At 63.0% G+C, this 22,717-nt stretch carries 24 protein-coding genes and 3 tRNA genes; 13 read left to right on the top strand and 14 right to left on the bottom strand.

The genetic code is table 11. The annotated features are described in order from the left end of the window. Positions 1-9: 9 nt before the first annotated feature. Entirely contained in the window at positions 10-723 is a 714-nt protein-coding gene (locus BLR35_RS00240; RefSeq protein WP_090379523.1) for an alpha/beta hydrolase, read from the bottom strand. Then, positions 710-1,675, bottom strand: a complete 966-nt coding sequence (locus BLR35_RS00235; protein ID WP_090375646.1) for a VOC family protein — start codon at positions 1,673-1,675, stop codon at positions 710-712. Before BLR35_RS00235 ends, BLR35_RS00240 begins: the two co-directional genes overlap by 14 nt. A gap of 112 nt (positions 1,676-1,787) precedes the next feature. Here BLR35_RS00235 and BLR35_RS00230 point away from each other — a divergent pair, with 112 nt between their 5' ends. Continuing rightward, a complete protein-coding gene (locus tag BLR35_RS00230; RefSeq protein WP_090375643.1) occupies positions 1,788-2,201 on the top strand; it encodes a DUF8146 domain-containing protein in 414 nt (137 codons plus the stop codon). 9 nt (positions 2,202-2,210) lie between these two features. Here the strand turns inward: BLR35_RS00230 and BLR35_RS00225 are convergent, their stop codons facing one another. Next, positions 2,211-2,666 carry a DUF5814 domain-containing protein gene (locus tag BLR35_RS00225; RefSeq protein ID WP_090375641.1) on the bottom strand — a complete coding sequence of 152 codons (456 nt, stop codon included), beginning with the start codon at positions 2,664-2,666 and terminating at the stop codon, positions 2,211-2,213. Positions 2,667-2,827: 161 nt separating this feature from the next. On the opposite strand from BLR35_RS00225, the gene BLR35_RS00220 reads away from it, so the two are divergent. Continuing rightward, positions 2,828-2,899 (top strand) — tRNA-His (locus BLR35_RS00220). Between the two features lie 386 nt (positions 2,900-3,285). Beyond that, complete coding sequence (locus BLR35_RS00210) at positions 3,286-3,861, top strand: carboxymuconolactone decarboxylase family protein (protein ID WP_090375634.1); 576 nt, start codon at positions 3,286-3,288, stop codon at positions 3,859-3,861. Here BLR35_RS00210 and BLR35_RS00205 read toward each other — a convergent pair whose 3' ends face one another. Beyond that, positions 3,862-4,353, bottom strand: a complete 492-nt coding sequence (locus BLR35_RS00205) for a cupin domain-containing protein (RefSeq protein ID WP_090375632.1) — start codon at positions 4,351-4,353, stop codon at positions 3,862-3,864. It abuts the gene before it with no gap. Between the two features lie 184 nt (positions 4,354-4,537). On the opposite strand from BLR35_RS00205, the gene BLR35_RS00200 reads away from it, so the two are divergent. Beyond that, positions 4,538-5,194: an SOUL family heme-binding protein gene (locus tag BLR35_RS00200; RefSeq protein WP_090375629.1), complete on the top strand. Its 657-nt coding sequence runs from the start codon at positions 4,538-4,540 to the stop codon at positions 5,192-5,194. Positions 5,195-5,339: 145 nt separating this feature from the next. On the opposite strand, the gene BLR35_RS00195 is transcribed toward BLR35_RS00200, so the two are convergent. Then, positions 5,340-6,302 carry an ABC transporter permease gene (locus tag BLR35_RS00195; protein WP_090375626.1) on the bottom strand — a complete coding sequence of 321 codons (963 nt, stop codon included), beginning with the start codon at positions 6,300-6,302 and terminating at the stop codon, positions 5,340-5,342. Between the two features lie 198 nt (positions 6,303-6,500). Between BLR35_RS00195 and BLR35_RS00190 the strand changes: the two genes are divergently transcribed. From BLR35_RS00190 to BLR35_RS00180, 3 genes are read left to right on the top strand one after another with little or no spacing between them, the layout of a single operon-like run. Next, the gene (locus tag BLR35_RS00190) at positions 6,501-7,718 is read left to right on the top strand and encodes an ABC transporter permease (protein ID WP_090375623.1); all 1,218 of its coding nucleotides are present in this window, start codon (positions 6,501-6,503) and stop codon (positions 7,716-7,718) included. After that, positions 7,715-8,773 carry an ABC transporter ATP-binding protein gene (locus BLR35_RS00185; protein ID WP_090375621.1) on the top strand — a complete coding sequence of 353 codons (1,059 nt, stop codon included), beginning with the start codon at positions 7,715-7,717 and terminating at the stop codon, positions 8,771-8,773. The genes BLR35_RS00190 and BLR35_RS00185 overlap by 4 nt, the downstream gene beginning before the upstream one ends. After that, complete coding sequence (locus tag BLR35_RS00180; protein ID WP_090375618.1) at positions 8,766-10,028, top strand: ABC transporter ATP-binding protein; 1,263 nt, start codon at positions 8,766-8,768, stop codon at positions 10,026-10,028. Before BLR35_RS00185 ends, BLR35_RS00180 begins: the two co-directional genes overlap by 8 nt. Before the next feature lie 143 nt (positions 10,029-10,171). Here the strand turns inward: BLR35_RS00180 and BLR35_RS00175 are convergent, their stop codons facing one another. The 3 genes from BLR35_RS00175 to BLR35_RS00165 all read right to left on the bottom strand — a co-directional run bounded on the left by BLR35_RS00175 (position 10,172) and on the right by BLR35_RS00165 (position 13,131). Continuing rightward, positions 10,172-11,386 (bottom strand): winged helix-turn-helix transcriptional regulator, encoded by a 1,215-nt coding sequence (locus BLR35_RS00175; protein WP_139169217.1) that lies wholly within the window; start codon positions 11,384-11,386, stop codon positions 10,172-10,174. Between the two features lie 250 nt (positions 11,387-11,636). Then, positions 11,637-12,596, bottom strand: coding sequence for a hypothetical protein (locus BLR35_RS00170; protein WP_090375612.1), 960 nt, complete (start codon positions 12,594-12,596; stop codon positions 11,637-11,639). Between the two features lie 461 nt (positions 12,597-13,057). Beyond that, a tRNA-Phe gene (locus tag BLR35_RS00165) sits at positions 13,058-13,131 on the bottom strand. Between the two features lie 223 nt (positions 13,132-13,354). Here BLR35_RS00165 and BLR35_RS00160 point away from each other — a divergent pair. Then, positions 13,355-13,801: a DUF7344 domain-containing protein gene (locus BLR35_RS00160; protein WP_090375609.1), complete on the top strand. Its 447-nt coding sequence runs from the start codon at positions 13,355-13,357 to the stop codon at positions 13,799-13,801. A gap of 443 nt (positions 13,802-14,244) precedes the next feature. On the opposite strand, the gene BLR35_RS00155 is transcribed toward BLR35_RS00160, so the two are convergent. After that, positions 14,245-14,318, bottom strand: a tRNA-Val gene (locus BLR35_RS00155). 60 nt (positions 14,319-14,378) lie between these two features. Between BLR35_RS00155 and BLR35_RS00150 the strand changes: the two genes are divergently transcribed. Together BLR35_RS00150 and BLR35_RS00145 are read left to right on the top strand one after the other, a co-directional pair. Beyond that, positions 14,379-14,873, top strand: coding sequence for a DUF192 domain-containing protein (locus tag BLR35_RS00150; RefSeq protein ID WP_090375605.1), 495 nt, complete (start codon positions 14,379-14,381; stop codon positions 14,871-14,873). 73 nt (positions 14,874-14,946) lie between these two features. Beyond that, the gene (locus BLR35_RS00145) at positions 14,947-16,896 is read left to right on the top strand and encodes an ABC transporter ATP-binding protein (RefSeq protein WP_090375602.1); all 1,950 of its coding nucleotides are present in this window, start codon (positions 14,947-14,949) and stop codon (positions 16,894-16,896) included. Positions 16,897-16,898: 2 nt separating this feature from the next. Here BLR35_RS00145 and BLR35_RS00140 read toward each other — a convergent pair whose 3' ends face one another. After that, positions 16,899-17,243, bottom strand: a complete 345-nt coding sequence (locus BLR35_RS00140) for a DUF5789 family protein (RefSeq protein ID WP_090375599.1) — start codon at positions 17,241-17,243, stop codon at positions 16,899-16,901. A gap of 99 nt (positions 17,244-17,342) precedes the next feature. Between BLR35_RS00140 and BLR35_RS00135 the strand changes: the two genes are divergently transcribed. After that, the gene (locus BLR35_RS00135) at positions 17,343-18,080 is read left to right on the top strand and encodes a creatininase family protein (RefSeq protein WP_090375596.1); all 738 of its coding nucleotides are present in this window, start codon (positions 17,343-17,345) and stop codon (positions 18,078-18,080) included. 26 nt (positions 18,081-18,106) lie between these two features. Here BLR35_RS00135 and BLR35_RS00130 read toward each other — a convergent pair whose 3' ends face one another. Next, positions 18,107-18,535 (bottom strand): DUF5790 family protein, encoded by a 429-nt coding sequence (locus BLR35_RS00130; protein WP_090375593.1) that lies wholly within the window; start codon positions 18,533-18,535, stop codon positions 18,107-18,109. A gap of 264 nt (positions 18,536-18,799) precedes the next feature. Here BLR35_RS00130 and BLR35_RS00125 point away from each other — a divergent pair, with 264 nt between their 5' ends. Beyond that, a complete protein-coding gene (locus BLR35_RS00125; protein ID WP_090375590.1) occupies positions 18,800-19,003 on the top strand; it encodes a hypothetical protein in 204 nt (67 codons plus the stop codon). A 98-nt stretch (positions 19,004-19,101) separates the two neighbouring features. On the opposite strand, the gene BLR35_RS00120 is transcribed toward BLR35_RS00125, so the two are convergent. Together BLR35_RS00120 and BLR35_RS00115 are read right to left on the bottom strand one after the other, a co-directional pair. Then, positions 19,102-20,574 (bottom strand): short-chain fatty acid transporter, encoded by a 1,473-nt coding sequence (locus tag BLR35_RS00120; protein WP_090375587.1) that lies wholly within the window; start codon positions 20,572-20,574, stop codon positions 19,102-19,104. Between the two features lie 76 nt (positions 20,575-20,650). Next, positions 20,651-21,010 carry a dihydroneopterin aldolase family protein gene (locus BLR35_RS00115; protein ID WP_090379520.1) on the bottom strand — a complete coding sequence of 120 codons (360 nt, stop codon included), beginning with the start codon at positions 21,008-21,010 and terminating at the stop codon, positions 20,651-20,653. A gap of 112 nt (positions 21,011-21,122) precedes the next feature. Here BLR35_RS00115 and azf point away from each other — a divergent pair, with 112 nt between their 5' ends. Beyond that, complete coding sequence (gene azf / locus BLR35_RS00110) at positions 21,123-21,872, top strand: NAD-dependent glucose-6-phosphate dehydrogenase Azf (protein ID WP_090375584.1); 750 nt, start codon at positions 21,123-21,125, stop codon at positions 21,870-21,872. A gap of 182 nt (positions 21,873-22,054) precedes the next feature. Here azf and BLR35_RS00105 read toward each other — a convergent pair whose 3' ends face one another. After that, positions 22,055-22,672 carry a DUF309 domain-containing protein gene (locus BLR35_RS00105; RefSeq protein WP_090375580.1) on the bottom strand — a complete coding sequence of 206 codons (618 nt, stop codon included), beginning with the start codon at positions 22,670-22,672 and terminating at the stop codon, positions 22,055-22,057. Positions 22,673-22,717: the final 45 nt, after the last annotated feature.

Here is a 22,717-nt window from a genome sequence, read left to right as displayed (position 1 = left end):
TGGTCGTCGTCACGCTGCGTCCTCGAGAATCCGCTCGAGCAACGCACCGATCGCGTCGAACTCGTCGTCGGTGACCTCGTGGCCGACACCGGCGTAGGCGCGTTCGTCGACGGTGGCTCCAGCCTCCTCGAACGTTCGAACCGTCTCCGCGACGCGGTCGGAATCGACGTACGGATCGTCTTCGCCGTAGCCGACGAGTACGGGCGTCCCTTCGAGAGCCGCGTTACCGTCGGAATCGGTGTCGATCGACAGGTCGTCTGCTTTCGATCCCGGTAGCGTTCCCGACAAACAACAGAGGCCACCGTACCGCGCCGGTCGGCGGCGGACGAACTCGGCGGCGACGCAGGCACCCTGCGAGAAGCCGCCGATGACGGTTCGATGGGCGGGAACGTCGATTTCCCGGGCAGCCTCGAGCGCAGCGTCGACGCACTCGACGCTCGAGGTGAGCCACGGCTCGTTGTCGGACCGTGGTGCCGACGCGGGGGTGGGAAACCAGCGGCTTCGCTCGGCCTGGGGCGCAATGACGGTAACGCCGTGGCGATAGACCGGCTCCAACAGGTTGACGACGCCCTGTGCGGTCGCACCACGGCCGTGACAGAGAACGAGGGCGGCGTCCGCGGCCAGTGCAGGTGCGCCCGCGGTGACGACGGGTTGTCCGCCGTGTGGACCCGGAACTGACCGTCGCGTTCGCCTCGAGGCGTCGCTTTCGCTATCGTCGTTCATCGCTGGGTCCTCCATTCAGCGGAACCGTCAACTCTGGCAACTGGCTCTCGATCAGGTCGCGATCCGGCTCGAACCAGTCCGGGAGGTATATCGACGGCTCGAGGTCGTTCTCGTCAGTCGTGGCGACGCCGTCCGTCTCGGTCGCCAGTTCGAAGAGGACGCCGCCGGGCTCGCGGACGTACAGCGAGTGGAAGAAGTGTCTGTCCTTCACGCGGGAGACGTCGTACCCGCGGTCGTCGAAGAGTTCGCGCCACTCGTGCAGGTCGTCTTCGCTCTCGACGCGGACTGCGACGTGGTGGATCGTCCCCGTTCCCTCGCGGCCGTACGGTGCGTCACGGTCGAGGACGTCCACGACCGTCGCCCGGGCTCCCGGTGCCCGGTACCGGACACGGTCGTCCCGTTCGCCTTCGTACTCGAATCCGAGCGTCTCGAGCGTGCCCGCGGTCGCGTACGGGTTGACCGACAGCACCGAGACCCCGTGGAGTCCACGGACGGCAGCGTCGGCCGGGACGGAGCCGTCAGTCCACGGATCGCCGGCAGCCGCGAGTTCGTCGGTCGTTCCAGCGACCAGTTCGAGGCGCGTCCCGACCGGATCCTCGAACCGGAGCGCGCGGTCGTCGAATCGCTCGACCGACTGGACGTCTCTCTCTCGTTTCTCGAGTCGGTCGCGCCAGTACTCGAGGGCGTCGTCGGGGACCAGAAACGACGCCGTTTCGACCTGTGGCCTCCCGACGCGACCCGTGTCGCCGTGCGGGTCGGGAAAGCAGGTGAACACCGTCCCCGGCGATCCCGTAGCGTCGCCGAAGTAGAGGTGGTGCTGGAGGATATCCTCGAAGTTCACCGTCAGGGTGACGAGTCGGAGACCCAGGACGCCAGTGTAGAAGTCGACGGCTTCCTGGGCATCACCGACGATTCCCGTAACGTGGTGAATTCCCGGCGTATCCGTAACCATCGGGTCGTCGTTCGGGCTCGAGCGGGATAGCCTGTCGGGTAGACGGCTGCGGCGATGGTCGTCTGACGAAGCGTTAAGTATCACGAACAAGAATCGGGTTGACGAGAGACGAATGGGCAACAAGAACAAGACCATCTCGTTTCGCGTGAACGAGGACGCGTTCGAATCGCTCCAGGACATCGCCGAGGAGCGCGACATCTCGTTGTCCGCTGTTTTCCGTGACTACGTCGACCTGCTGGTCGAACACGACGGCCAGGTGGCGGTCGTGCCGGAGTCGGAACTCGAGTCTCGAACGATCACGGACTCCGACGAGGACGACGCCTCGTTCCCACCGAGCGTCGAGGTACCCAAGAGCTTCATCCGGGAACACGAACGGCTGGAACTCGAGGCCGAACACCTCCGGGAACAGCTCGACGAGTACAAGGCGTACGTCAACGGCCTGCAGGATCGGCTGGAAGACGAAGAAGAGGAAGTCCTCCTGCTCGACGATCTGGACGAGGACGAGGAAACGTACCAGCTTCGATAACGGAGCCGACTACCGCTCGAGTTCCTGCTTTGCCTGCCGGATCTCGTCTCGCTTCTCACCGTCTCCTTCGACGCCTGCGAGTGCTTCTGCCGCCTCGAGCGTACGGACGCCGTCGTCCAGGAAGGAGAGGACGTCGCCGGGATAGGCATAGACCATGTAGTCGTCGGTCATCACGTCGACGATGGCATCGGGTCCCAGCCCCTGTGCGCGCAGGTCCAGCAGGTACTGGACGAACTTCCGTTCCGGGCAGCCACAGTAGGGGTTGTTGTCACACGCACAGTCCAGAAAGTCACTCGAGAAGTCCAGTACCCGCTCCTGGGTTGCGTCGTCGAGTTTCTCTAAGCCCTCGCCCTGGAAGAGCATGTCGAGGGTCGCCCCCTTGAACGCGCCCTTGGGGATATTCGTCTCGAGCTGGGAGCTGAGCTGGCGGTGGTTCTTGACGTAGATCTTGTCGGTGATGGCCACGCGTTGGTGGGTCTAGCTGGCCTCGAGCGAAAAACGTCTCGGTTGTGAGTGCGGTTGTGTGGTCGGATGGCTGGAAATCGCACGGTACGGACACCCACACTACCGTGCTCGAGTCGTAACGTATTTCAGTCAGACCACGCGTAAACTAATCTGCAAGCGTGTCCGGGTTGGGGTAGTGGTTATCCTTCAGCCTTGTGGAGGCTGAGACGCGGGTTCGATTCTCGCACCCGGACTTTTTCACGATGAACGAAGTGAGGAGTGGAAAAGCCGGAAGGCGAGAATCGAATCAGGGAGAGCGCAGTCTTCCGAGCGAAGTGAGGAAGGAAGCGATCGACCGTGGTTCGATTCTCGCACCCGGACTTCCTGCGGCGAACAAATACGTGAGCCGCAGGAATCCGCAGAGAATCGAACCACGCGAGACGAGCGGTGCGAGATCGCTTTACGATCTCGAAAATGCGAACGGCGAAGCCGTGAGCGAAGCGAGTCTCGCAGTCGGGTTCGATTCTCGCACCCGGACGTTCTAAACAGCCACCTCGAGTCGCGAGCAACCAACGACTCCAGCAACCTATCACGTGACAGTAACCCACAGCATAATCACCCTCGAGAGATATCCACCACCATGGCACGAATCGAGTACGCCGATCCGGAAGATCTGCCACCCGAAAAGCGCGAACTTCTCGACACGCTCTCGGACGACGAGAGCGGGTCGGACGAACACTCCCTCGAGGGCGGCACCCTCAACGTCTACCGAACGATGGGGCGCAACGTCGACTTGCTCGAGGCGTTCCGTGACTATGGATCCACGGTCTGGCAGGAGAGCGGGCTCACCGATCACCAGCGGGAGTTCGCCATTTTGGCGACGGGCTACTACGCGGAGACGAGCTACGAGTGGCAACAGCACGTCCGTGTCGCGCTGGATGCGGGGATGACGCCCGAACAGATCGCTGCGATTTCAGCGGAGGAACTCGATCGGCTCGAGCCCGAACACGCGGCTATCGTCGAGTACGTCGAGGCGTTCGTCGAGGGATCGGTCGACGACGGGACTCACGAACGGCTGGCCGAGCACTACGACGAGGAGCGGATTCTCGGCATCGGGATGCTCGCGGGCTGTTACCTCGGACTCGCTCGAGTGCTCCAGGCGCTCGACGTCGACCTCGAGGCCCCGTTCGTCGGCTGGGAGCTCGAGGACCTGTAATCAGGACTCCTGTTCTTCGTCTTCCCAGTAGCTGACGGCGTCGTCCTCCCGGAAGTAGCCGCTGACGGTCCGGTCGCCGTCGCCGCCAGGTGGCGAACCGGCGAAGACGCCGACCTTCCCGGAGTCCGGATAGACGGTGACGTCGGGATCGGTCATCGTCGAGAGCATCAGGTAGCGTAGCGGCCCATCCGAGTCGTTGACGATCCTGTGTGCGCCGTCTTCGCCCCTCGGGAGGGCGACGTAATCGCCGTCCTCGAGCGAGAGCGTCTCGCCGTCGAGTCGCAGGGTGCCGGTTCCCTCGAGGACGAACAGCGCTTCCTCGTTGCCGGTGTGGTAGTGGTAGGGCCACGAGCGGCGTCCCTCGGGGAGTTCGTAGAGGCTACAGCCGAGTTCCTCGCCGCCAGCGGCCGCAGCGAGTTGCTTTCGACGGAACTTCGTCTCACCGCGCTCGAGGGTGGACCACTCGAGGTCGTCCGCGTTCGTCTTTCCCATATCAAGAGGTCTCTCACCGAACCGTAATGATTTCTTGCCAATATAGTAGCCACTGAAAGTCAGTGCGCACCCGATCGCACGACAGCGGTGCGATCGGTGTGCAAACAGTTTCAGTTGTTACTATAGCTCGGCCGTCCTCGGTCTCGGGCCAAGAACTATCGGCCCCGCCGTTCTACGAATCCCGATGGTTCGGAAATCGTCACTTGCTCTGGCGCTGGCTGGCGGTCTCGCCGGTGTCGCGGGTATCGTCACCGCCAGTGGCCTCTGGAGTTTCTACCAGCGACGAACGACCGAGACCGTCCCGTACACGGTCGTCGACCGCGTGGGTGAGTTCGAACTCCGTCGGTATCCGCCGACGATTCTCGTCGAGACGACCGCCGCTTCCGATCGCGAGGCGTTCCGCCGACTGTTCCGGTACATCAGCGGCGAAAACGAGAGCGCCGACTCCGTCTCGATGACTGCACCCGTCGAACTCGGCGCGGAAAGCCAGCAGATACCGATGACGGCACCGGTCGAAACCGCCTCGAGTGACGGTGAAGAAGTCCGGATGGCGTTCTATCTCCCGCAAGAGTACGATCTCGAGTCGGCGCCTCGGCCGACGAGCGACGATGTCGAACTCGTCACCGCTCCCGAACGGATCCTCGCCGTTCGCCGGTTCGCCGGCCGCCGTACCGACGACCGCGTGGCCCGCGAGAGCGAGCGACTTCTGGAAACGCTCGAGCGTGCGGGCCTCACACCTGCCCGAGAACCGTTCTACATGGGATACGACGCCCCCTGGACGCTCCCGTTCCTCCGGCGCAACGAGGTCGCGACTCGCGTCGAGTACGGCGTGGGCCCCTGAGACGCTGCTGTTCGACAGGGTTACTGGTTCCAGGGTGCCGACGGAAAGTCGACCATCCGATCGATCGCCGACTCGTCCACTTGTAGTTCCGGGACCCGACGGTTCTCCCGGATACGCTCTCGTTCGAGAACGATTCGGCGTCTGCTCACCCGTCGACGCGCGGATCGAGGAACTGGTAGGACAGATCCTGAACGATGTTTCCGAGGATCCCGACCGCGATGATGACCATGGTCGAGCCGAGCAGGACCGGCACGTCGCGAGCGTCGATAGCGAAGAAGAACGTCAGTCCGAACCCCTCGATTCCGAACAACACCTCGATGACGAAGATACCGATGACGAGCAGACCGAGCGCCTCGGTAAACAGCATCGAGAACAGCGGTATCGCCGCATTTCGGACGACGTGGCGTGCGACGAGCAACGGACCGCCTCCCTTCGCCTCGACCAGCGTGACGAAATCCGCGGCCGCGTACTCGAGTGCGTGTGCTCGCGAGTAGCTGACGTAGCCGCCCAGCAGCGTCACCGCTACGAGTACGATCGGGAGAACGTGATCGAACAGCAACGGGCTTGGGCCGATGACTTCCTCCTGGGCGGACGAGAGGAGCAACCCACCGATCCAGAACCCGGGGGCTGCAAAGAGGACGTACGAGCCGATTCGACTCGAGTCGGCGAGTCGGCTCTCGGGTCGGAGTGCAGCGTAGAGGCCGATGGCCATTCCCAGCGCCACTGCGAGGACGATCGCAGGAAGGACGTACGTTGCGGTCCGGGCCGTTGCGCTCATTACGAGCGGGAACACCGCCTCGCCGGTCTCGTGAGAGTAGCCCCAGTCGAACGTCGCCATGTTCCCCATCCAGTCGACGTACCGCTCGCGAAGCGGTCGGTCGAGGTCTCTAGGACCGGCGTGCTGGGCCATCGCTTCCTCGAGTTGTTGTTCGAGTTCCTCCTCTGGAATCGGGTCGAAGCCGCCGCTGGCGTGGCGGATCCGTCCCTCGATTCGGGAAGCGACCCAGTCCTCTGTTGCCGAGAAAGCCAGAAAAACGGTCGTCAGGACGGCCCAGGCGGTCACCAGCCCTGCGACGAACCGTTTGGCGAGGATTCGGAGGAACGTCATCTCTCTCGAATTTTCGGAGTGAGTGGACTGTCTCGATATCCGATACCAGGGACCATGGACCAAGTTACCACGAAACCGTACTAAAAGTGTCGGTCGTTCAACCCAACATCGGGTTCAGGCGCCACGAGTGTCCTGATGGGCAAAACCGATCAATGGATTTATTTATTGTTATTTCTATAACAGAACCGTACGCCCTCCATGAGTGGTACTGGCACGTCACAAACTGACACGAACTCCCGTTTCGAGGATGTCGACTGGGACGAGATCAATCGGTCGAGACGATTCGTCACGCCCGCACGAGCGACGCTTCTGATCGGCCTCGCAATCGTCGGTGCACTCTTTCTCTACGACAGTCTGGTCGCTCACGTCTACCTGATCGCCGACTGGCGCAGCGACTGGATCGACTGGGTGTTTCTCGTCTCCATCGTCGTCGTTCTCGCGTACGGTATCGTCCCCGCACTCGAGCGTCGACGGACGGTCGTCAGGACGCTCCGCCGACTCCGCTCACGACCGCTGGTGCTGTCGGCAGGCGGCTACCTCGTGCTGCTCGGTATCGTCGGCCTCCTCTGGCCGCTTCTCGATCCGGGCTCGAGTCCGACGGTCTATCACTACAACCCGCCCGTCGGCTTTACGAGTGAGGTCCACGCGCAGTGTTTCGGCTCGACGGCTGGCGATCCGCTCGACGAGACCTGCTACGGAACGTTGCAGTATCCGCTCGGGACCGACAGTATGGGTGAGCGAACCGAACTGCTCGTGCTCGCTGGCGCTCGACCGGCGCTGTACGTGCTCGCTATCGGCGGTGTTCTCGTCGTCCCCATCGCGACCGCCGTGGGCGTGATCGCCGGACTTCGGGGAGGACTCGTCGACAAGCTACTGATGTCGTACGTCGACCTACAGCTCTCGATCCCGGCGATTCTCATCTACTTCGTCGTCTACATGTACTACGGGCCGTCGTTGCTGGTGTTGTTGCTCGCGTTCGGGCTGTTCAGCTGGGGTGGTATCGCCCGTCTGGTCAGAAGCGAGGTGCTACAGCGTCGCGACGACGGACACGTGACCGTCGCACGCAGTCTCGGCGCGTCGGAGCTGTACGTCGTCAAGCGTCACGTGCTTCCGAACATCACCAATACGCTGTTGCCGGCAGTCTGTCACCTCCTCGCGTTGCTCGTCCTCTACGAGGCAGGCGTCGCGTTTCTCGGCTTCCACGAGGCGAGCGTCGACTCCTGGGGATCGACCATCAGCCAATCGATCACCGCGGAGATAGCCGGCCAGCATCAGACGCGGGCGTCGGTTCCCGCCTACCAGATCTGGTGGCTATCCACGCTCCCCGCGCTGGCACTGACGCTGACGATGGTCTCGTTCAAACTCCTCGGGGACGGACTCCGGGACGCCCTCGATCCGCGAGGTGAGCGCCGATGACCGACTCGACGTCCGGAACGGCCGACCGGGAACCGCTGCTCTCGGTCGAGAACCTGAAGACACACATTCGAGCCGACGACCACACGGTTCACGCGGTCGACGGCGTGAGCTTCACCGTCGACCCTGGTGAGACGGTCTGTCTCGTCGGCGAATCCGGCAGCGGGAAGAGCGTCACCTGCGAGTCGCTCACCCGGATCGTCCCAGAACCGCCGGCGAAACTCGTCGGCGGCACCGTCCGCTTCGACGACGTTCCGCTTCACGACGCGACGGAAGACCGACTCCGAGAGATTCGAGGAAACCGCATCGCACACGTCTTCCAGCAACCACAGGAGGCGCTCGATCCCGTCTACACCGTCGGCGATCAGATCGTCGAAACCATCCAGATCCACGAGGACTGTGCGACGGCCGAGGCTCGAACCCGCGCGATCGAACTCCTCCGCGAGGTCGGCATCCCACAGGCCGAACGCCGCGTCGACGACTACCCCCACGAGTTCTCGCAGGGGATGGCACAGCGGGTCGCCATCGCCATCGCGCTGGCAGCCGACCCCGACCTGTTGATCGCCGACGAACCGACGACCGCCGTCGACGTGACCGTCCAGGCACGACTGATCGAACTCCTCCGGACGCTGACCGACGGCGACGTCGCAGTCCTACTGATCACCCACGACTTCCGCGTGGTCGCCTCGCTCGCCGATCGCGTGCTGGTCATGTACGGCGGAACGATCGTCGAGCGCGGACCAGTCACCGACGTATTCGACCGGCCGGCACACCCCTACACGCAGGCGCTGTTCGAGAGCTACGAGGGCGTTACACGTCGCTCCAGTCGCTACGCTCGAGCAGACGTCCCGACCACGGGCTGTCGATACCGGAAGGAGTGTCCCCACGCTGTCGACGACTGTGCCGGTGGCGAACAGCCGACATTTTATTCACCACCCGGCCGGGATCGGGGCCGGCACGAAATCTCCTGCGTCCACTACGCACCCGACGGCGAGCCGAGCGAGATCCTCACGGACGGCGCCGTCGCCGGGACGACCGGAGGTGAGACGGATGACTGATCCGTCCGCGACCGACGAGCCCATCCTGACCGTCGAGGACCTGAAGACCCACTACCCCATCCACAAAGGGTGGCTCCGACGCGAGGTCGGTCGCATCCGCGCCGTCGACGGCGTCAGTTTCAACCTTCGCCGCGGCGAGGCGCTCGGACTGGTCGGCGAGTCCGGCAGCGGGAAATCGACCGTCGCCCGAACGATCATGGGCCTCGAGACGGCCACGGACGGCGAGATCCGGTTCGGAGGAACTCCCGTCGACGACCTCGAGGGCGAGGATCGCCGGGCGTTCCAGCGACGAGTCCAGCTCGTCGTCCAGAACCCGGACGACGCGTTTAGTCCGCGCATGACGGTCGGCGAAGCAGTCGCGGAACCGCTACGACTGCACGGGATGGACGACGCCGACCGACGTCGAGCGATCGTCGCCGACCTGCTCGAGCGCGTCGGGCTGTCCGCTGCCGACGCCGACCGCCACCCACACGAGTTCTCCGGCGGCGAGAAACAGCGCATCGCGATCGCTCGCGCACTCGTCGTCAATCCGGACCTCATCGTCGCGGACGAACCGGCCAGTGCCCTCGACAGCCGCGTCAAGTCCGACGTCCTCGCATTACTCGACCGCATCCGGCGAGAGTACGACGTCTCGGTGCTGTTCATCAGCCACGACATCGACGCCGTCCGCATGTTTTGCGACCGAGTCGCAGTAATGTACCTCGGAGAGATCGTCGAGCGAGGCCCCATCGACGAGGTTCTCGACGCGCCGGCCCACCCCTACACGCGGGTATTGCTCCGTTCCGTCCCGAGTCTCGATCCCACGGACCGAAGCCTCGGACGCCCGCTCACGGAGACGATTCCGGACCCCGCCGACCCGCCGGACGGCTGTTCGTTCCACACCCGCTGCCCGGAGGTGATTCCGCCAACGAACGCCGATCTCTCCCCCGAGACGTGGACCGCCGTCGCCGCGTTCCGGTTCACGCTCGAGACGGGGGAATTCGCCGACCACGGACAGACCGATACAACGATACGCGAGCGGTTCGGTCTCCCCGATCCCATCCCCGACGACGACCTCGAACGAGCCGTCGACGACGCGATCACGGCCGTCACGACCGACGATCACAAACGTGCGGCCGCTCGGCTCGCCGACACCATCGAAACGGTCTGTGAGCGCTGTTCGCCCGAGACCGTCGATCACGACGGCCGTCCCGTGGCCTGCCACCGCTACGATCCGGAGATCGACGCCGATCCTCGGCCGTGGTCTGACGACTGAGAACGCTATCCGGCAGCGAGAGGCGACGGGTCGAGTAGCTGGCTACACATCTGCCGCGACCGGCAGTAGCGGGTGCCGTTCAGTACCAGTCGACGTGAAACGACAGAAACGAATCCTATTTCCTCGGATCACATTTCTGCTCTTCACGGACGACTCGCCATGTCCACGGAAGCGGCCGTACTCTCCGCGGGTTCGCGTCGGTCGAGCGCCCGTTCGACGTCGTCGGGAAGTCGGGTAACGACGCTCCGCCCTTCACGTTCGCGTTCGACCAGCCCCTCGTTCTCGAGTCGGTTCAGGTGGTGACTGATCGTACTCGGGTCGCGACCGAGCCGCTGGGCGAGTTCGCTGACCGAACCCGGTCCCTCGTCGGCCAGCGTCCGGAGGACGGCCGCCGTCGCGTCGTCGTTCAGCGCCGCCTCGAGTTCGGCCGAGTCGACCCCGACGGGAGCGTACCGTCGGCGTCCCCTGATCCGTTCGCTCTCGACCAGATTCTCGAACTCGAGTATTCGGAGGTGGTATCGTGCCGACTGAAGCGGAACGCCGGTCTCTTCGCTGATCTCGCTGAAGTACGACCCCGGTGAAGACCGGATATACTCGTACAACGTTCGCCGTCCGTCGTGTTCTAGGGGATCGTCGTCGCTGAACCGCTGATACCCGAACAGACCGAATACCCGCCAGCCCCACTCACGAGCCGCTGTCAGGAGCGAAGAGAACGTGGATCCGATCGCGCCCGCTCCCTGGCTCGAATTGAGCGCCGCGGCGGTTCCGAACCGGCGCGCAAGCAGTGCGAGTCCACTCGCGCCGGCCGCGACACCTGCACCCGCGGCTCCACCAGGAATCGAGCCGGTGAGGTCACCGTCATCGTCGGCGTTCGACTCCCCGTTGGCCGCCGGTTCGCCCGAGTCGTCGTCAGTCGAGTCGTCGCTTGCCGTCTCGCCGTCCGACTCGTTCGTCGGCGCTTCGGTGTCAGCCTCGAGGTCCGCATCGAGTACCGTCCCGTTCGCTCCGACGATTACGCCCGTCTCGGCGATGATCTCCGAAGGAGTCGCGTTACCTGCCGTTTCGTTCACGTCGTCGACGACCTCGTCCGACTCTTCGATCGTCTCGTCGACGTCGTCGAGCGTCTCGGTGTCCTCGAACAAATCGTCCTCGGCGTCGGTGTCGTCCTCGGAGGTGTCTGCCGAGTCACCGTCCAAATCCTCGAGCACGTCGTTGGAGTCGTTGGAATCGGCGACCGTATCGTCGGAGTCCTCGGAATCCGAAACCGTATCGTCTTCGACGTCGGCCGACGTCTCGTCGTCGAACGTTTCCGTAGACGCGAGAGTCGTTACGTCCCCGTCCGCACTATCGAAAACCACACCATCTCCGCTCGTTCCTGCCGCACTCGCCGGCGCGGCTACTACGAGTCCCGCGACTGCCAGTAGCAGCAACACGACGACCGGACTCGACGCGTCCATAAGATTGTAAGTCGCTTACCGGAGAATTACCACGTCTTCGATCAAATGTGTTTTGAACTGCCGATCGCCGGCGGAGCGGTAGCGGGGACGCGATCGAAGCGCACCGGACGAGTACTATCGTCCGAACAGTTCCGCCCTGCTTTGGACTACGTTAGCCTTGGGTATCGTCGTCTCCGTCCGACCCACCGACAGCGATCTCGCCGTCAGTTTCGCTCTCGACAGTGGTCTCGGTCGAGTCCTCGACGCTGGTACTCGACTCGACGCTTGCGTTCGCCTCGACCGAGGCCGACGAGTCGTTCGACGTCTCGTCGCTATCGGATTCGTCGCCCGTAATGGACACACCGGCTTCGGTTTCGCTCTCGACGCCGACCTCAGTCGTGTTCTCGACGCTCGCGTTCGAGTCGAGGTTCGCGTCCGCCTCGATCGAAGCAGACCCCTCGTCTCGGTCGGACTCGGTATCGTCACCATCGTCGTTTGCTCCCGACGCGAACTCGCCTCCGATCTCGGAAGCAGTTTCGGCGTCGACGACCGGCGTCTCGGCGGCTAACTCGAGCGCCGAAGAGAACAGTCCCGTCAGCCAGACACCACGCTCCTCGTCGGTCTCGTCGTCCGCTTCGTCGGCGGCATCCTCGTTGTCGGCGTGGGTCTCGTCATCAGCTTCGTCGCTCTCGCTTTCACGGTCTTCACCCGACTCGACTTCGCTCGAGACCGCTGCGTCGCCCTCGAGTTCGACGGTGATCGTCCGCTCCTGGCCGTCGTATGCCTGAAGCGTCACCGTTCCGGTCGCGGATACGTTCTCTGTCTCGATCTCGAGGGCCACGGTCGCGTCTGCGTCGGGCGTCGGGATCGAAACCGTCCCGTTCGCGTCGGTTTCGTAGCTTCCCTCGGCGTTCGTCTCGGTGCCGAGCGGCGATACCGTCACGTCGGCGCCCGCTGCAGCCGAGCCAGCGCGTTCGACCGTCACGAGGGTTTCCTCTTCATCGGTTTCGATCGTTACGGTGATCGATTCCGAGACTTCTCCTTCACCACCGCTCGCTGCGGCGGCGGGGGAGATAGCGGCCGTTACCAGCAGCATCACGACGAACGCCGTGAGTAGTTTTTTCGCGATCATCACGGTCTAAGGATCAATTCCCCATATAAAGGACGTTTTCACAAACCCGTCCAAACGTCTCCGATCGATTCTCTGAACGCCGCGCGGAGGGATTCTATTCGCGCTCCCGGAAGTCGTTTTCACCGGGATAGAAACAATGCAATGCCGCCTCTCGGATCGCATTCTTACCGCTCACGGAGTTGTTCGCGGTGAGAAGTGCCGCCTCCCGGATTTGAACCGAAGAAAGACATGCTCACTCGCTACGCTCGTTGCGCGTGACTTTCAGGATTACAAATCCGCTCGGGAGCATTTTCACTGCTCACTTCGTTCGCAGGAAAATGCCGCCTCCCGGATTTGAACTTCCGAAAGACTCGCTGCGCTCGTCTTTCGACTTCCCGCTCGCTTCGCTCGCGGGAACGGGGACAGCTCGATCTTCACTCGAGCGGGCAAGCTTCTCGAATGGAAGTCGTGTAGAATCCGGATGCCGCCTCCCGGATTTGAACCGGGGACAGCTCGATCTTCAGTCGAGTGCTCTCCCAGTCTGAGCTAAGGCGGCTTACCTCTCACTCCGTCCATCGTATAAAAAAGGATTTCGAATTGCGACGAGGATCGAACGACGTGACGGCGATCGTCCGTTTCATCGAGTTTGCGGCCCAATCGGGCGAGAAACGGCGAAGTATGCACCGGATACGCATCGTACCTCCACGCGTTAACGGCTGCCTGTTGGATATACGGATATTCAAGTCACGCTTTTCCGCTCCGGGAAGTAACCTTGTGTTATGGAATCCCTTACCTCGAGTCAAACGGAGGAAAAACTCTCGGCCGACACCATCCTCGAGTTACTCGCCAACCGGCGTCGGCGATACCTCCTCTACGCGCTGCGGGGCCGAGAGGACCCGATAGAGCTATCCACGCTCGCCGAACAGATCGCCGGCTGGGAACACGACGTCGAACCGGACGACGTCGCGAAAAACGAGTACAAAAGCGTTTACGTCTCATCAGTCCAGTGCCACGTCCCGAAACTGGCCGACGCGGGCGTCGTCGACCACAACGAGGAGAACCACACCGTCGTGCTCTCCGATAATTTCGAACAACTCGAGCCGTACCTCCGGGTCGTCATCAGAGACGAACCCGAGAACTCGAGGCTGCACTCGGCGTTGCAGGCAGAATCCGGGGACGGGTTCTTCAGCCAGATCCGGGAAAACGTCGCACGACTCAAGCAGTGACTACTCCCGACCCGTATGCGAATACGGGGTCGACAGTGATCCATTACAACGGACTCGAGTCGAAAGCGGGGGAGGGATTCTTTGGCTGTTCTGGACGGATTATCGTCCGAGACGTTCGACGGATTCTCGAGTGACGCGGTTACGAGCGGTTGGAAACGGTTCAGGCGACTCGCTTACAGATGAGACGTCGGTAAAGCTGCGGGCTGCTCGAGTAGAGTGGGCTCGGGCGGGTTCGAACCACGGTCGGAGCAAGCTCCTCTCTGATTAGAACCCGCCCTCGATCCACATACCTGCTGCTCGCGAGTTTGCTCGCAGCGGGGGAAGTGGGCTCGGGCGGGTTCGAACCACGCCGAGACGTGCTCACTACGTTGCGCGCGTCTCGTCTAGTTCGAACCGCCGCTCATATACATTTCTCTGGCTCACGGTGTTGTTCGCCAGAGAAATGGGCTCGGGCGGGTTCGAACCACCGACCTCGGCCTTGTAAAGGCCGCGTCATAACCAGCTAGACCACGAGCCCGCACCCGAACCAAGTCGGCCCGTCCGAATAACCTTTACTTTCTCGCGTCGCAGACCGAGTATGGTCCTCGAGCGCGTCTGGAAGACGCTACTGGTCGTCGCGGCGGTCTTGCTCGTCGGATTCTTCCTCGTCCAGGGTGGTGTCGTCTCGGCGCCCTGGGGCGAAGACCGCGCGGAAGTCCACGTCCTCGAGGACGGGAGCGACGAGCCGAAAGCGGCCGTCGACGTCGAAGTCGCGGACACCTGGGACGAGCGATACACCGGGTTGAGCGACCACGACTCCCTCGAGGACGGCGAGGGAATGCTGTTCGTTCACGACAGGGAGAGCGAGCGCACGTACGTTATGCGCGATATGGACTTCGACATCGACATCGTCTTCATCGACGCCGACCGCGAAATCACGACCATCGAACACGCACGCGCTCCCGAAGCCGGCGAGGACGGCGAAGACCTGCAGTACACCGGACAGGCACAGTACGTGCTCGAGGTCCCGCGTGGGTACGCAAACGAGACGGGGATGGCGGTCGGCGACGAGGTCGAAATCGAGTACGAGTGACCGGCTCGCGAAGAACCGGCGTGTTTCGGTTCGTAGCAAACCCTTATGACCTGCGGAGCCGGACGCCAAGGTAATGGACGGCGTCGACTGGGAGAAAGACGATCCGTTCGAAGAGCAGCGCGAGGACGTCGAAAGTCCGATGCGACGGCTGATCTTCGAGTACGGGCGTCCATACTGGTTCTCGATGGCAGTTGGATTGGTCTCGAGCGTCTTCGCGCGTGCGCTGGATCTGTTGCCCGCGCTGATGCTCGCCGTCGCGATCGACGCGATCTTCTACGACGCGGCGTTCGCCGAACAGGTTCCGCTCGTCGTTCTGCCGGAGGCATGGTTACCGACGAGCGATTTAGAGCAGTTCTGGTTCGTCGTGATCGTGATCGCCGGCTCGTTCACGCTGGGAGCGATCTTCCACTGGCTGCGCAACTGGGGATTCAACGCCTTCTCACAGAGCGTCCAGCACGACGTCCGGACCGCGACCTACGACAAGATGCAGCGACTGGACATGGAGTTTTTCGCGAACAAACAGACCGGCGAGATGATGTCGGTGCTCAGCAACGACGTCAACCAGCTCGAGCGATTCCTGAACGAGGGGATGAACTCCGCGACGCGACTGATCGTGATGGTCGTCGGGATCACTGGCCTGCTCTTCTGGCTCAACCCACAGCTCGCGCTCGTATCGCTTGCGCCCGTGCCGCTGATCGCAATCTTCACCTACGTCTTCGTCAAGAAGATCCAGCCGAAGTACGCCGCCGTCCGCTCGTCGGTCGGCAAGGTCAACTCGCGACTCGAGAACAACCTCGGCGGGATCAACGTCATCAAATCCTCGAACACCGAAGCGTTCGAGTCCGACCGCGTCGAGGACGTCTCGCGCAACTACTACGACAAGAACTGGGACGCCATCTGGCTGCGGATCAAGTTCTTCCCCGGCCTGCAGGTGATCTCCGGGATCGGGTTCGTCCTCACGTTCCTCGTGGGCGGCTACTGGGTGTTCATGGAGAGTGCGCCCGGCCCATTCACTGGCACGCTCGAGACCGGCGTCTTCGTCGCCTTTATCATGTACACTCAGCAACTCGTCTGGCCCATGGCCCAGTTTGGCCAGGTCATCAACATGTACCAGCGCGCGGAGGCCTCGAGCGAGCGCATCTTCGGGTTGATGGACGAGGAGGGCCGGATCGAACGCGACGAGGAGGCGAACGAACTCGAGGTCTACGACGGCCGCGTCGAGTACGAGAACGTCGACTTCGGCTACGACGAGAGCGAGCGGATCATCGACGACATCTCGTTCGAAGCCGACGGCGGCGATACGGTCGCGCTCGTCGGTCCGACCGGAGCCGGGAAATCGACCGTGTTGAAACTCCTGCTCCGGCTGTACGACGTCGACGAGGGCGAAATCCTGATCGACGGCCAGGACGTCCGGGACGTCTCACTCTCGAGTCTCCGGCGGTCGATGGGGTACGTCGGCCAGGATACGTTCCTGTTCTACGGCACCGTCGAGGAGAACATCACGTACGGCACGTTCGACGCCGATCGCGAGGAGGTAGTCGAGGCCGCGAAGATGGCTGAAGCCCACGACTTCATCCAGAACCTCCCGGACGGCTACGACACCGAGGTCGGCGAGCGCGGCGTCAAGCTCTCTGGCGGGCAGCGCCAGCGGATCTCGATCGCTCGTGCGATCCTCAAAGACCCCGACATTCTCGTTCTGGACGAGGCGACCAGCGACGTCGACACCGAGACGGAGATGCTCATCCAGCGATCGATCGACGAACTCGCCGAAGACCGGACGACCTTCGCTATCGCCCACCGGCTGTCGACGATCAAAGACGCCGACACGATCCTCGTTCTGGAGGGCGGAGAGATCGTCGAACGGGGAACGCACGAGGAACTGCTCGAGAACGAAGGACTCTACTCGCACCTCTGGGGCGTTCAGGCCGGCGAGATCGACGAGTTACCACAGGAGTTCATCGAACGAGCCCAGCGCCGACAGGCGCGGACGGAAATCGACGTCGACGCCGGTGACGACGACTAAAACTAGAACGACTCCTGTTCGCGCTGGCCTTCCTGGTCCGGCGCACCCTCGTCCTGGCGATCCTCGCCGATCGCGGGCGGCGTCCGGTCGCTGTAATTCTTCCGTCCGATCGCCTCGTCGCCGACCATATTCATAATCGCCTGCTGGACTTCGTCGTAGGAGGCGTACTCGTCTTCGTTCAACGGACCGATCAGTTCCTCGAGGTTCATCGTCTCCTCGCCGAAGTCGATCTCGCGGTCGCCGTGTTCGTCGAGGAGGTCGTCCTGACTGATCGGATACTCGACGTCCTCGAGGTCGTCGCCCAGGTCGCCGAACTCGACGCCGAGCTCGCGGCTATCGTCGGTCATAGTCGGGTACAGAGCAACCAGCACCAAACCCGTTGAGCCTGCGCTCGCCACGGTGCCCGGGTCGGTGGTTTCATGTCCGCACGGCCGGAGTCCTCCCGTATGCACCTCACGGACGCGACCTGGACCGACGTCCGCGACTGCGAGACCGATCTCGCGGTCGTCCCCGTCGGCAGCACCGAACAGCACGGCCCGCACGCGCCGCTCGGTACGGACGTCCTGACCGCCGAAGCGATCGCCGACGCCGGCTGTGAGCGGATCGATCGCGAGGTCGTCCGCGCGCCGGCGATCCCGATCGGCGTCGCCGAGGAACACCGCCAGTTCCCAGGGACGATGTGGGTTTCGGCGGATACCTTCCGGAGCTACGTCCGCGAGTCGGTCGGGAGCCTCGCCTCGCACGGCTTCGAACGGGTCGTCCTCGTCAACGGCCACGGCGGGAACGTCGATGCCCTGCGCGAAGTCGGCGCGCGGCTCACCAGGGACGGCGACGCCTACGCGGTCCCGTTCACCTGGTTCGACGCCGTCGGCGACCACTCGAGCGACATGGGCCACGGCGGGCCGCTCGAGACGGCGCTGGCCCGACACATCGTACCCGACCTCGTCCGGGAGGATCGTATCGACGAGGCGAGCGAGGGAGCTGCCGACGGCTGGGGGGAATGGGTCAGTTACGCGAACCTGGCCTACGACTCCGCGGAGTTTTCCGACAACGGCGTCGTCGGTGATCCACGGCAAGGAGACGCCGATCGAGGCGAAGAGTTACTGGAACTGGCGAGTGCAGCGCTGGCGAAACTGCTCGAGGCGGTCGCCGAGCGAGACGTCTCGCGGCCGGAAGTAAAGTAGTCGACGAGCGACGACGGACCGCTACGTCACTCCTCGTCGTCGCTCTCGTCAGCGTTCTCGTCGGGACCGGCTTCCTCGAGCGTACCGCGAAGCGCGGGGATCGTCGAGGTCAGTTCGCCGACCTGCTCGCCGGCGGCAGCGATGTCCTCGATCGCATCCTCGAGGTCGGCGATCTCAGCCTCGAGGTCGTCGGCGTCCTCGAAGGCGTCGGCTCGCTTGCCCATGGTGAACCACTTCTTGGCGTCCCGGAGGTGGTCCTCGGCGTTGCCGGCATCGAGCGCGGAGTTGAGACCGTTGAGCACGCCCAGGACGTTGTCGGCGTCGGTCTCCCAGACGTCGTCGGCCGCGGGCAACGCTGCCCACGCTTCCTCGAGCGAGGCCTCGACGTCCTCGCGCATCTCGTTGGCCGCTTCGCCGAACAGTTCGTCGTCGTCGCCGAGCGTCGCTTGACTCATGCTACCACGTTCACCGCGACTGTGGTTAAAAGATTTCCCGAAAGTGAAAGTAAAAATCGGCTCGAGCGGTCAGTAATCGATCGAATCGTGAATACGCACAGATCCAGGATCGATGCGAATATAGTAGCCACTGCAAGTCAATGCACACCTGATCGCACGACAGCTGTGCGATCAGTGTGTAAATAGTTGCAGTTGTTACTATACTCTCCCATCGGGTCGGAACGCCCGGCGGACTTAAGCGAATGACAGTCGATTGTCCCGACGATGGAAGACATTAGTTCGATGGAGGTCGGCGACATCATCCGGAACGTCGAAGGAACCGACACTGGCGAGTACAGAGTCGTCGAGAAGGAGACGAGTTCCGTCGGGAAGATACAGGCAATCGTCGTCGAACCCGTCGACGGAGAGGGTGAACAGGACCGGGTTACGATTCCCCAGTCGGAGTGGGGCGATACGTGGACTGCCTGATCGAAACGGATCGTGTCGTCAGCTTTCGAACTCCAGTTGTGGCAGGCTTCTGACGGAACCGATCGCCGAAAAAAGCAACGGAGAGTAGCTGTTCGTGTTCAGAACGCCAGCGCTTCGTACGGCAGCAGGTACAGGACCGCTGCCAGGAACGGGAAGAGCGCGAGCATCATCACGATGGCGTAGCCGAACATCTCACGAGCCTTGATTCGCGTGATCGCCAGCAGCGGGATCGCCCAGAACGGGTTCAGCAGGTTCGTGTGGGCGTCACCGACCGCATAGGCCATCGTGGCGTGACCGAGGTCGACGCCGAGATCGTTTGCAGCCTCGAGGATCGACGGCCCGAGAATGATCCACTCGCCGCCACCGGACGGAACGAACGCGTTGACGATCGCGGCCGTCAGCCACGCGATGACGGGGAACGTCGACTCGGTCGCGAGTCCGACCATGGCGTCGGCGATTTCGGCAGCGAGCCCGGAGCCGGCCATGATCCCCTGGATGCCGGCGAAGAAGGGGAACAGCAGGATGACGCCCGCGGCGGCCGTGGCCGCTTCGCCGAACTTGTCACGGTACGCCGAGGGGTTCGTCCAGATGAGCAGTCCGGCCATCAGAAACCCGAAGTTGACGACGTTGAGGTTCAGTGCGTCGATACCCTGCGAAACGAGCAGGTAGAGGACGTAGCCGAACCCAGTTAATCCGATAAGCCCACCGAGAACGAGGTTGTTATCGATTCGTTCGGCCGGGGCTGGTTTCTCAGACGGTTCGGACTCGGTTTCTACAGTCTCACCGCCGTCACCAGCGGTATCGAACAGTTCGCTTTCGGGAATGTACTCCGTGATGTCGCGCGACCGTTCGCCGGACGGCGTGATGAGGTACAGCACGAGCGCGGCGAACACGATGGAGAGAACGGTCAGCGTGATACCGTAGCCGTGCATGATCGTCTGACTGAGCGGAATCCCCTCCTCTGGGACCATGTGGAACGCCGTTCCTTCGCCGACCTGGGCTGCATCCGTGAGCAACAGCGGTGCGGAACCGGACAGCCCCCAGTGCCAGGTGAGCGCAAGCCCCATGTATCCCGACAGCGCGAGCAGCGGATAGTGAACGTCGATACCCTTCTCGTAGGCGACCTTCCCCATCTCGCGAGCGAAAATCGCGCCGAGAATGAGGCTAAAGCCCCAGTGAATCCAGGCGATCGCCATCGAGAACACGGCGACGAGTATGACTGCCTGTGGCGCCGTATCGGGCACTTTGGCGAGTCGGACGAGCAGATCGTTGGCCCGCGGATGATACGCGAGCGCGAATCCAGTCATCAGGATCAGCGTCATCTGCATCGCGAACTCGAGGAAGTTCCAGAACCCGTCGAACCAGTGTTCGACCAGGGCGAACGGACCGGCAGCACCCCCTTCTGCAGACTCTATGAGACCGAACTCGCCCAGAACGAGGGCTGCAACGAAGACCAGATACGTCAAGAGAATCGCGAACAGGAATGGACTCGGCATCCACCGTTCGACTACACTCGCGAGCCGATAGCCGACCCGCTCTATCGTCCCCGACTGATTGGTGCCTGTGGACATACACCCAAAGTAGCTGATTCAATTAAAATGAATCTACTGGCAGTTGTCCAGAGTCCGACATTGAACGACTCCCGGCTTACCGCTCCCGAACCGACTCGAGTCGCATCAGCGGATACCCGTCTTCCATCGCCATTCGGGTGACGACCTCACAGCCATCGTAGTCGACGATGATCTCGACCTCGAGAAATCGGCCAGTCAGTTCGGTGTAGTCGGCAGCCGCTTCCTCGAGTGCGGCCTCGAGTTCGTCTTCGCGAACGTCGACAGTGACCTCCTCGCAATGGGGCTGGTTCTCGATGGCCTCTTCCATCGCGGTCTCGATGCTCGCTGCGCTGTCGGGCGACAGCGGCGTCCCGGCGAACTGGTGGTAGAGCGACCCGAACTTGATTCCAGCCTCGAAACAGGCGGCTTCGGCGTCCGTCGGCGTCGTTTCGGACATACTCGAGCACTCGCCGGCGGTCGGGAAGGGAATTGTGGTCCGCGTGCCATCGACGACCGCACCCGTCCGGAATCGCACGTTACTTATCGGCGCTTTCCCTCACACCGAACGAATGGCACAGTCCGTCCTCCTTACTGGGGCTGCGGGGCGCGTCGGGACGGCGATTCTCGACGGTCTCGTGGACGAACGCGACTACGAGTGGCGGCTGCTGGATCGAGATCCGCCGACGGAGGATCATCCGGGCGAGTTCGTCGTCGCGGACATCACCGACGAGGAGGCCGTCCGCGAGGCGATGGAGGGGATCGACGCCGTCATCCACCTCGCGGGCGACCCCCGTAAGACGGCACCGTGGGAGAGCGTCCTGCCGAACAACATCGACGGCACCAGGGTCGTCTACGAGGCCGCGGTCGACGCCGGCGTCGAGAAGGTCGCCTTCGCCTCCTCGAACCACGCCGTCGGCGCCTACGAAACCGACGAGCGAACACCCGAGATGTACCGCGAGGAAGACGACTTCTTGCTCGACGGTTCCGAACTTCCCCGGCCGGGCAACCTCTACGGCGTCTCGAAGGCCGCCGGCGAAACTCTGGGACGATACTACCACGACGAGTACGGCCTCTCGGTCGCCTGCGTCCGGATCGGCAACCTCACCGAAGGCCACCCGCCGATCGACTACGAGCGCGGCCAGGCGATGTGGCTCTCCTACCGCGACTGTGCACACCTCTTCGATCGCTGCATCCAGGCCGACTACGGCTACGAAATCGTCTACGGCATCTCCGACAACGACCGGAAGTACTACTCGATCGATCGCGCTCGAGAAGTGCTCGGATACAACCCACAGGACAACTCCGCCGAGCACGACTGAGACGGCGTCTCGTTGTCGGACGACAAGCGTCGAAAAAGAATCGAAGCGTTATTTCAGGAACTTAACTCGAGGACACGAGCGTACACGCGGGACTGCAGAATCCGCGCTGGACCGCGTTCGCGTCCGGATGTGCCTCGAACTCGTTACCACATCGAGCAGGAAAACGTACTGAAATCAATCGATTACCCGAACAGCCCTTCGACGTCTTCCTCACGGGACTGCCGTCGGCTGACGTGTTCCGACAGCCGCTGGTAGACGAGGCCGCGGTGGTCGTCCTCCCGAACGAAATCGAAGAGCAACGCGATGAACTGGCTGTCGTCTTCGCCCGCTTCGAGGTCCCGTCGGGCGTACGTTCGGGCCCTCGCGACCGGTTCCTCGTCGAACCCGAGTTCCTCCGCGAGGACGACCGCCGCGATAGCCGTTGCCGCGACGTCCAGCGTCTCGAGCGTCGGGACCGCTCCCTCGTGTGCGATTCGAACTGGCGGTCTGCGCTCGAGGAGTTCCGGATCCGCCGCGAGCGAGGCGAGATACGATCGAATTCCCTCGAGCGGGACGTCTCGGTACGTCGGCGGAAGTGACTCGAGGTAGTCGTCCGCGCTCTCGGCGAGTCCGACCGCTCCCTCCCAGTTACCGGTTCGGGCGTGGTAGACGGCCCCGGAAAGCTGGATCAGCCCGTGGAGCAACAGTTCGTCGTCGGTCCCCGACTCGAGGTCGAGCCAGTACTCCTCCCAGGCGTCGTGAGCGGCGTGGTAGTAACCGTCGTTGTAGATGGCGGCACCTGCCCGAAGCTGCTCGCGCATACCGTCGGTTGGGCCTGGAGAACTGTGTGCCTGTCGGCGAAGACG

It is taken from the genome of Natronobacterium texcoconense (assembly GCF_900104065.1).
In the GTDB taxonomy this organism is placed as follows: Archaea; Halobacteriota; Halobacteria; order Halobacteriales; family Natrialbaceae; genus Natronobacterium; species Natronobacterium texcoconense.
This window is presented reverse-complemented; position numbering and strand designations above follow the sequence as displayed.

What these genes read in the sequence shown, in the direction of transcription:
- BLR35_RS00240 (WP_090379523.1), bottom strand. Translation starts at nt 723, where the DNA reads ATGAACGACGATAGCGAAAGCGACGCCTCGAGGCGAACGCGACGGTCA.
- BLR35_RS00235 (WP_090375646.1), bottom strand. Translation starts at nt 1,675, where the DNA reads ATGGTTACGGATACGCCGGGAATTCACCACGTTACGGGAATCGTCGGT.
- BLR35_RS00230 (WP_090375643.1), top strand. Translation starts at nt 1,788, where the DNA reads ATGGGCAACAAGAACAAGACCATCTCGTTTCGCGTGAACGAGGACGCG.
- BLR35_RS00210 (WP_090375634.1), top strand. Translation starts at nt 3,286, where the DNA reads ATGGCACGAATCGAGTACGCCGATCCGGAAGATCTGCCACCCGAAAAG.
- BLR35_RS00205 (WP_090375632.1), bottom strand. Translation starts at nt 4,353, where the DNA reads ATGGGAAAGACGAACGCGGACGACCTCGAGTGGTCCACCCTCGAGCGC.
- BLR35_RS00200 (WP_090375629.1), top strand. Translation starts at nt 4,538, where the DNA reads ATGGTTCGGAAATCGTCACTTGCTCTGGCGCTGGCTGGCGGTCTCGCC.
- BLR35_RS00195 (WP_090375626.1), bottom strand. Translation starts at nt 6,302, where the DNA reads ATGACGTTCCTCCGAATCCTCGCCAAACGGTTCGTCGCAGGGCTGGTG.
- BLR35_RS00190 (WP_090375623.1), top strand. Translation starts at nt 6,501, where the DNA reads ATGAGTGGTACTGGCACGTCACAAACTGACACGAACTCCCGTTTCGAG.
- BLR35_RS00185 (WP_090375621.1), top strand. Translation starts at nt 7,715, where the DNA reads ATGACCGACTCGACGTCCGGAACGGCCGACCGGGAACCGCTGCTCTCG.
- BLR35_RS00180 (WP_090375618.1), top strand. Translation starts at nt 8,766, where the DNA reads ATGACTGATCCGTCCGCGACCGACGAGCCCATCCTGACCGTCGAGGAC.
- BLR35_RS00170 (WP_090375612.1), bottom strand. Translation starts at nt 12,596, where the DNA reads ATGATCGCGAAAAAACTACTCACGGCGTTCGTCGTGATGCTGCTGGTA.
- BLR35_RS00160 (WP_090375609.1), top strand. Translation starts at nt 13,355, where the DNA reads ATGGAATCCCTTACCTCGAGTCAAACGGAGGAAAAACTCTCGGCCGAC.
- BLR35_RS00150 (WP_090375605.1), top strand. Translation starts at nt 14,379, where the DNA reads ATGGTCCTCGAGCGCGTCTGGAAGACGCTACTGGTCGTCGCGGCGGTC.
- BLR35_RS00145 (WP_090375602.1), top strand. Translation starts at nt 14,947, where the DNA reads ATGGACGGCGTCGACTGGGAGAAAGACGATCCGTTCGAAGAGCAGCGC.
- BLR35_RS00140 (WP_090375599.1), bottom strand. Translation starts at nt 17,243, where the DNA reads ATGACCGACGATAGCCGCGAGCTCGGCGTCGAGTTCGGCGACCTGGGC.
- BLR35_RS00135 (WP_090375596.1), top strand. Translation starts at nt 17,343, where the DNA reads ATGCACCTCACGGACGCGACCTGGACCGACGTCCGCGACTGCGAGACC.
- BLR35_RS00130 (WP_090375593.1), bottom strand. Translation starts at nt 18,535, where the DNA reads ATGAGTCAAGCGACGCTCGGCGACGACGACGAACTGTTCGGCGAAGCG.
- BLR35_RS00125 (WP_090375590.1), top strand. Translation starts at nt 18,800, where the DNA reads ATGGAAGACATTAGTTCGATGGAGGTCGGCGACATCATCCGGAACGTC.
- BLR35_RS00120 (WP_090375587.1), bottom strand. Translation starts at nt 20,574, where the DNA reads ATGTCCACAGGCACCAATCAGTCGGGGACGATAGAGCGGGTCGGCTAT.
- BLR35_RS00115 (WP_090379520.1), bottom strand. Translation starts at nt 21,010, where the DNA reads ATGTCCGAAACGACGCCGACGGACGCCGAAGCCGCCTGTTTCGAGGCT.
- azf (WP_090375584.1), top strand. Translation starts at nt 21,123, where the DNA reads ATGGCACAGTCCGTCCTCCTTACTGGGGCTGCGGGGCGCGTCGGGACG.
- BLR35_RS00105 (WP_090375580.1), bottom strand. Translation starts at nt 22,672, where the DNA reads ATGCGCGAGCAGCTTCGGGCAGGTGCCGCCATCTACAACGACGGTTAC.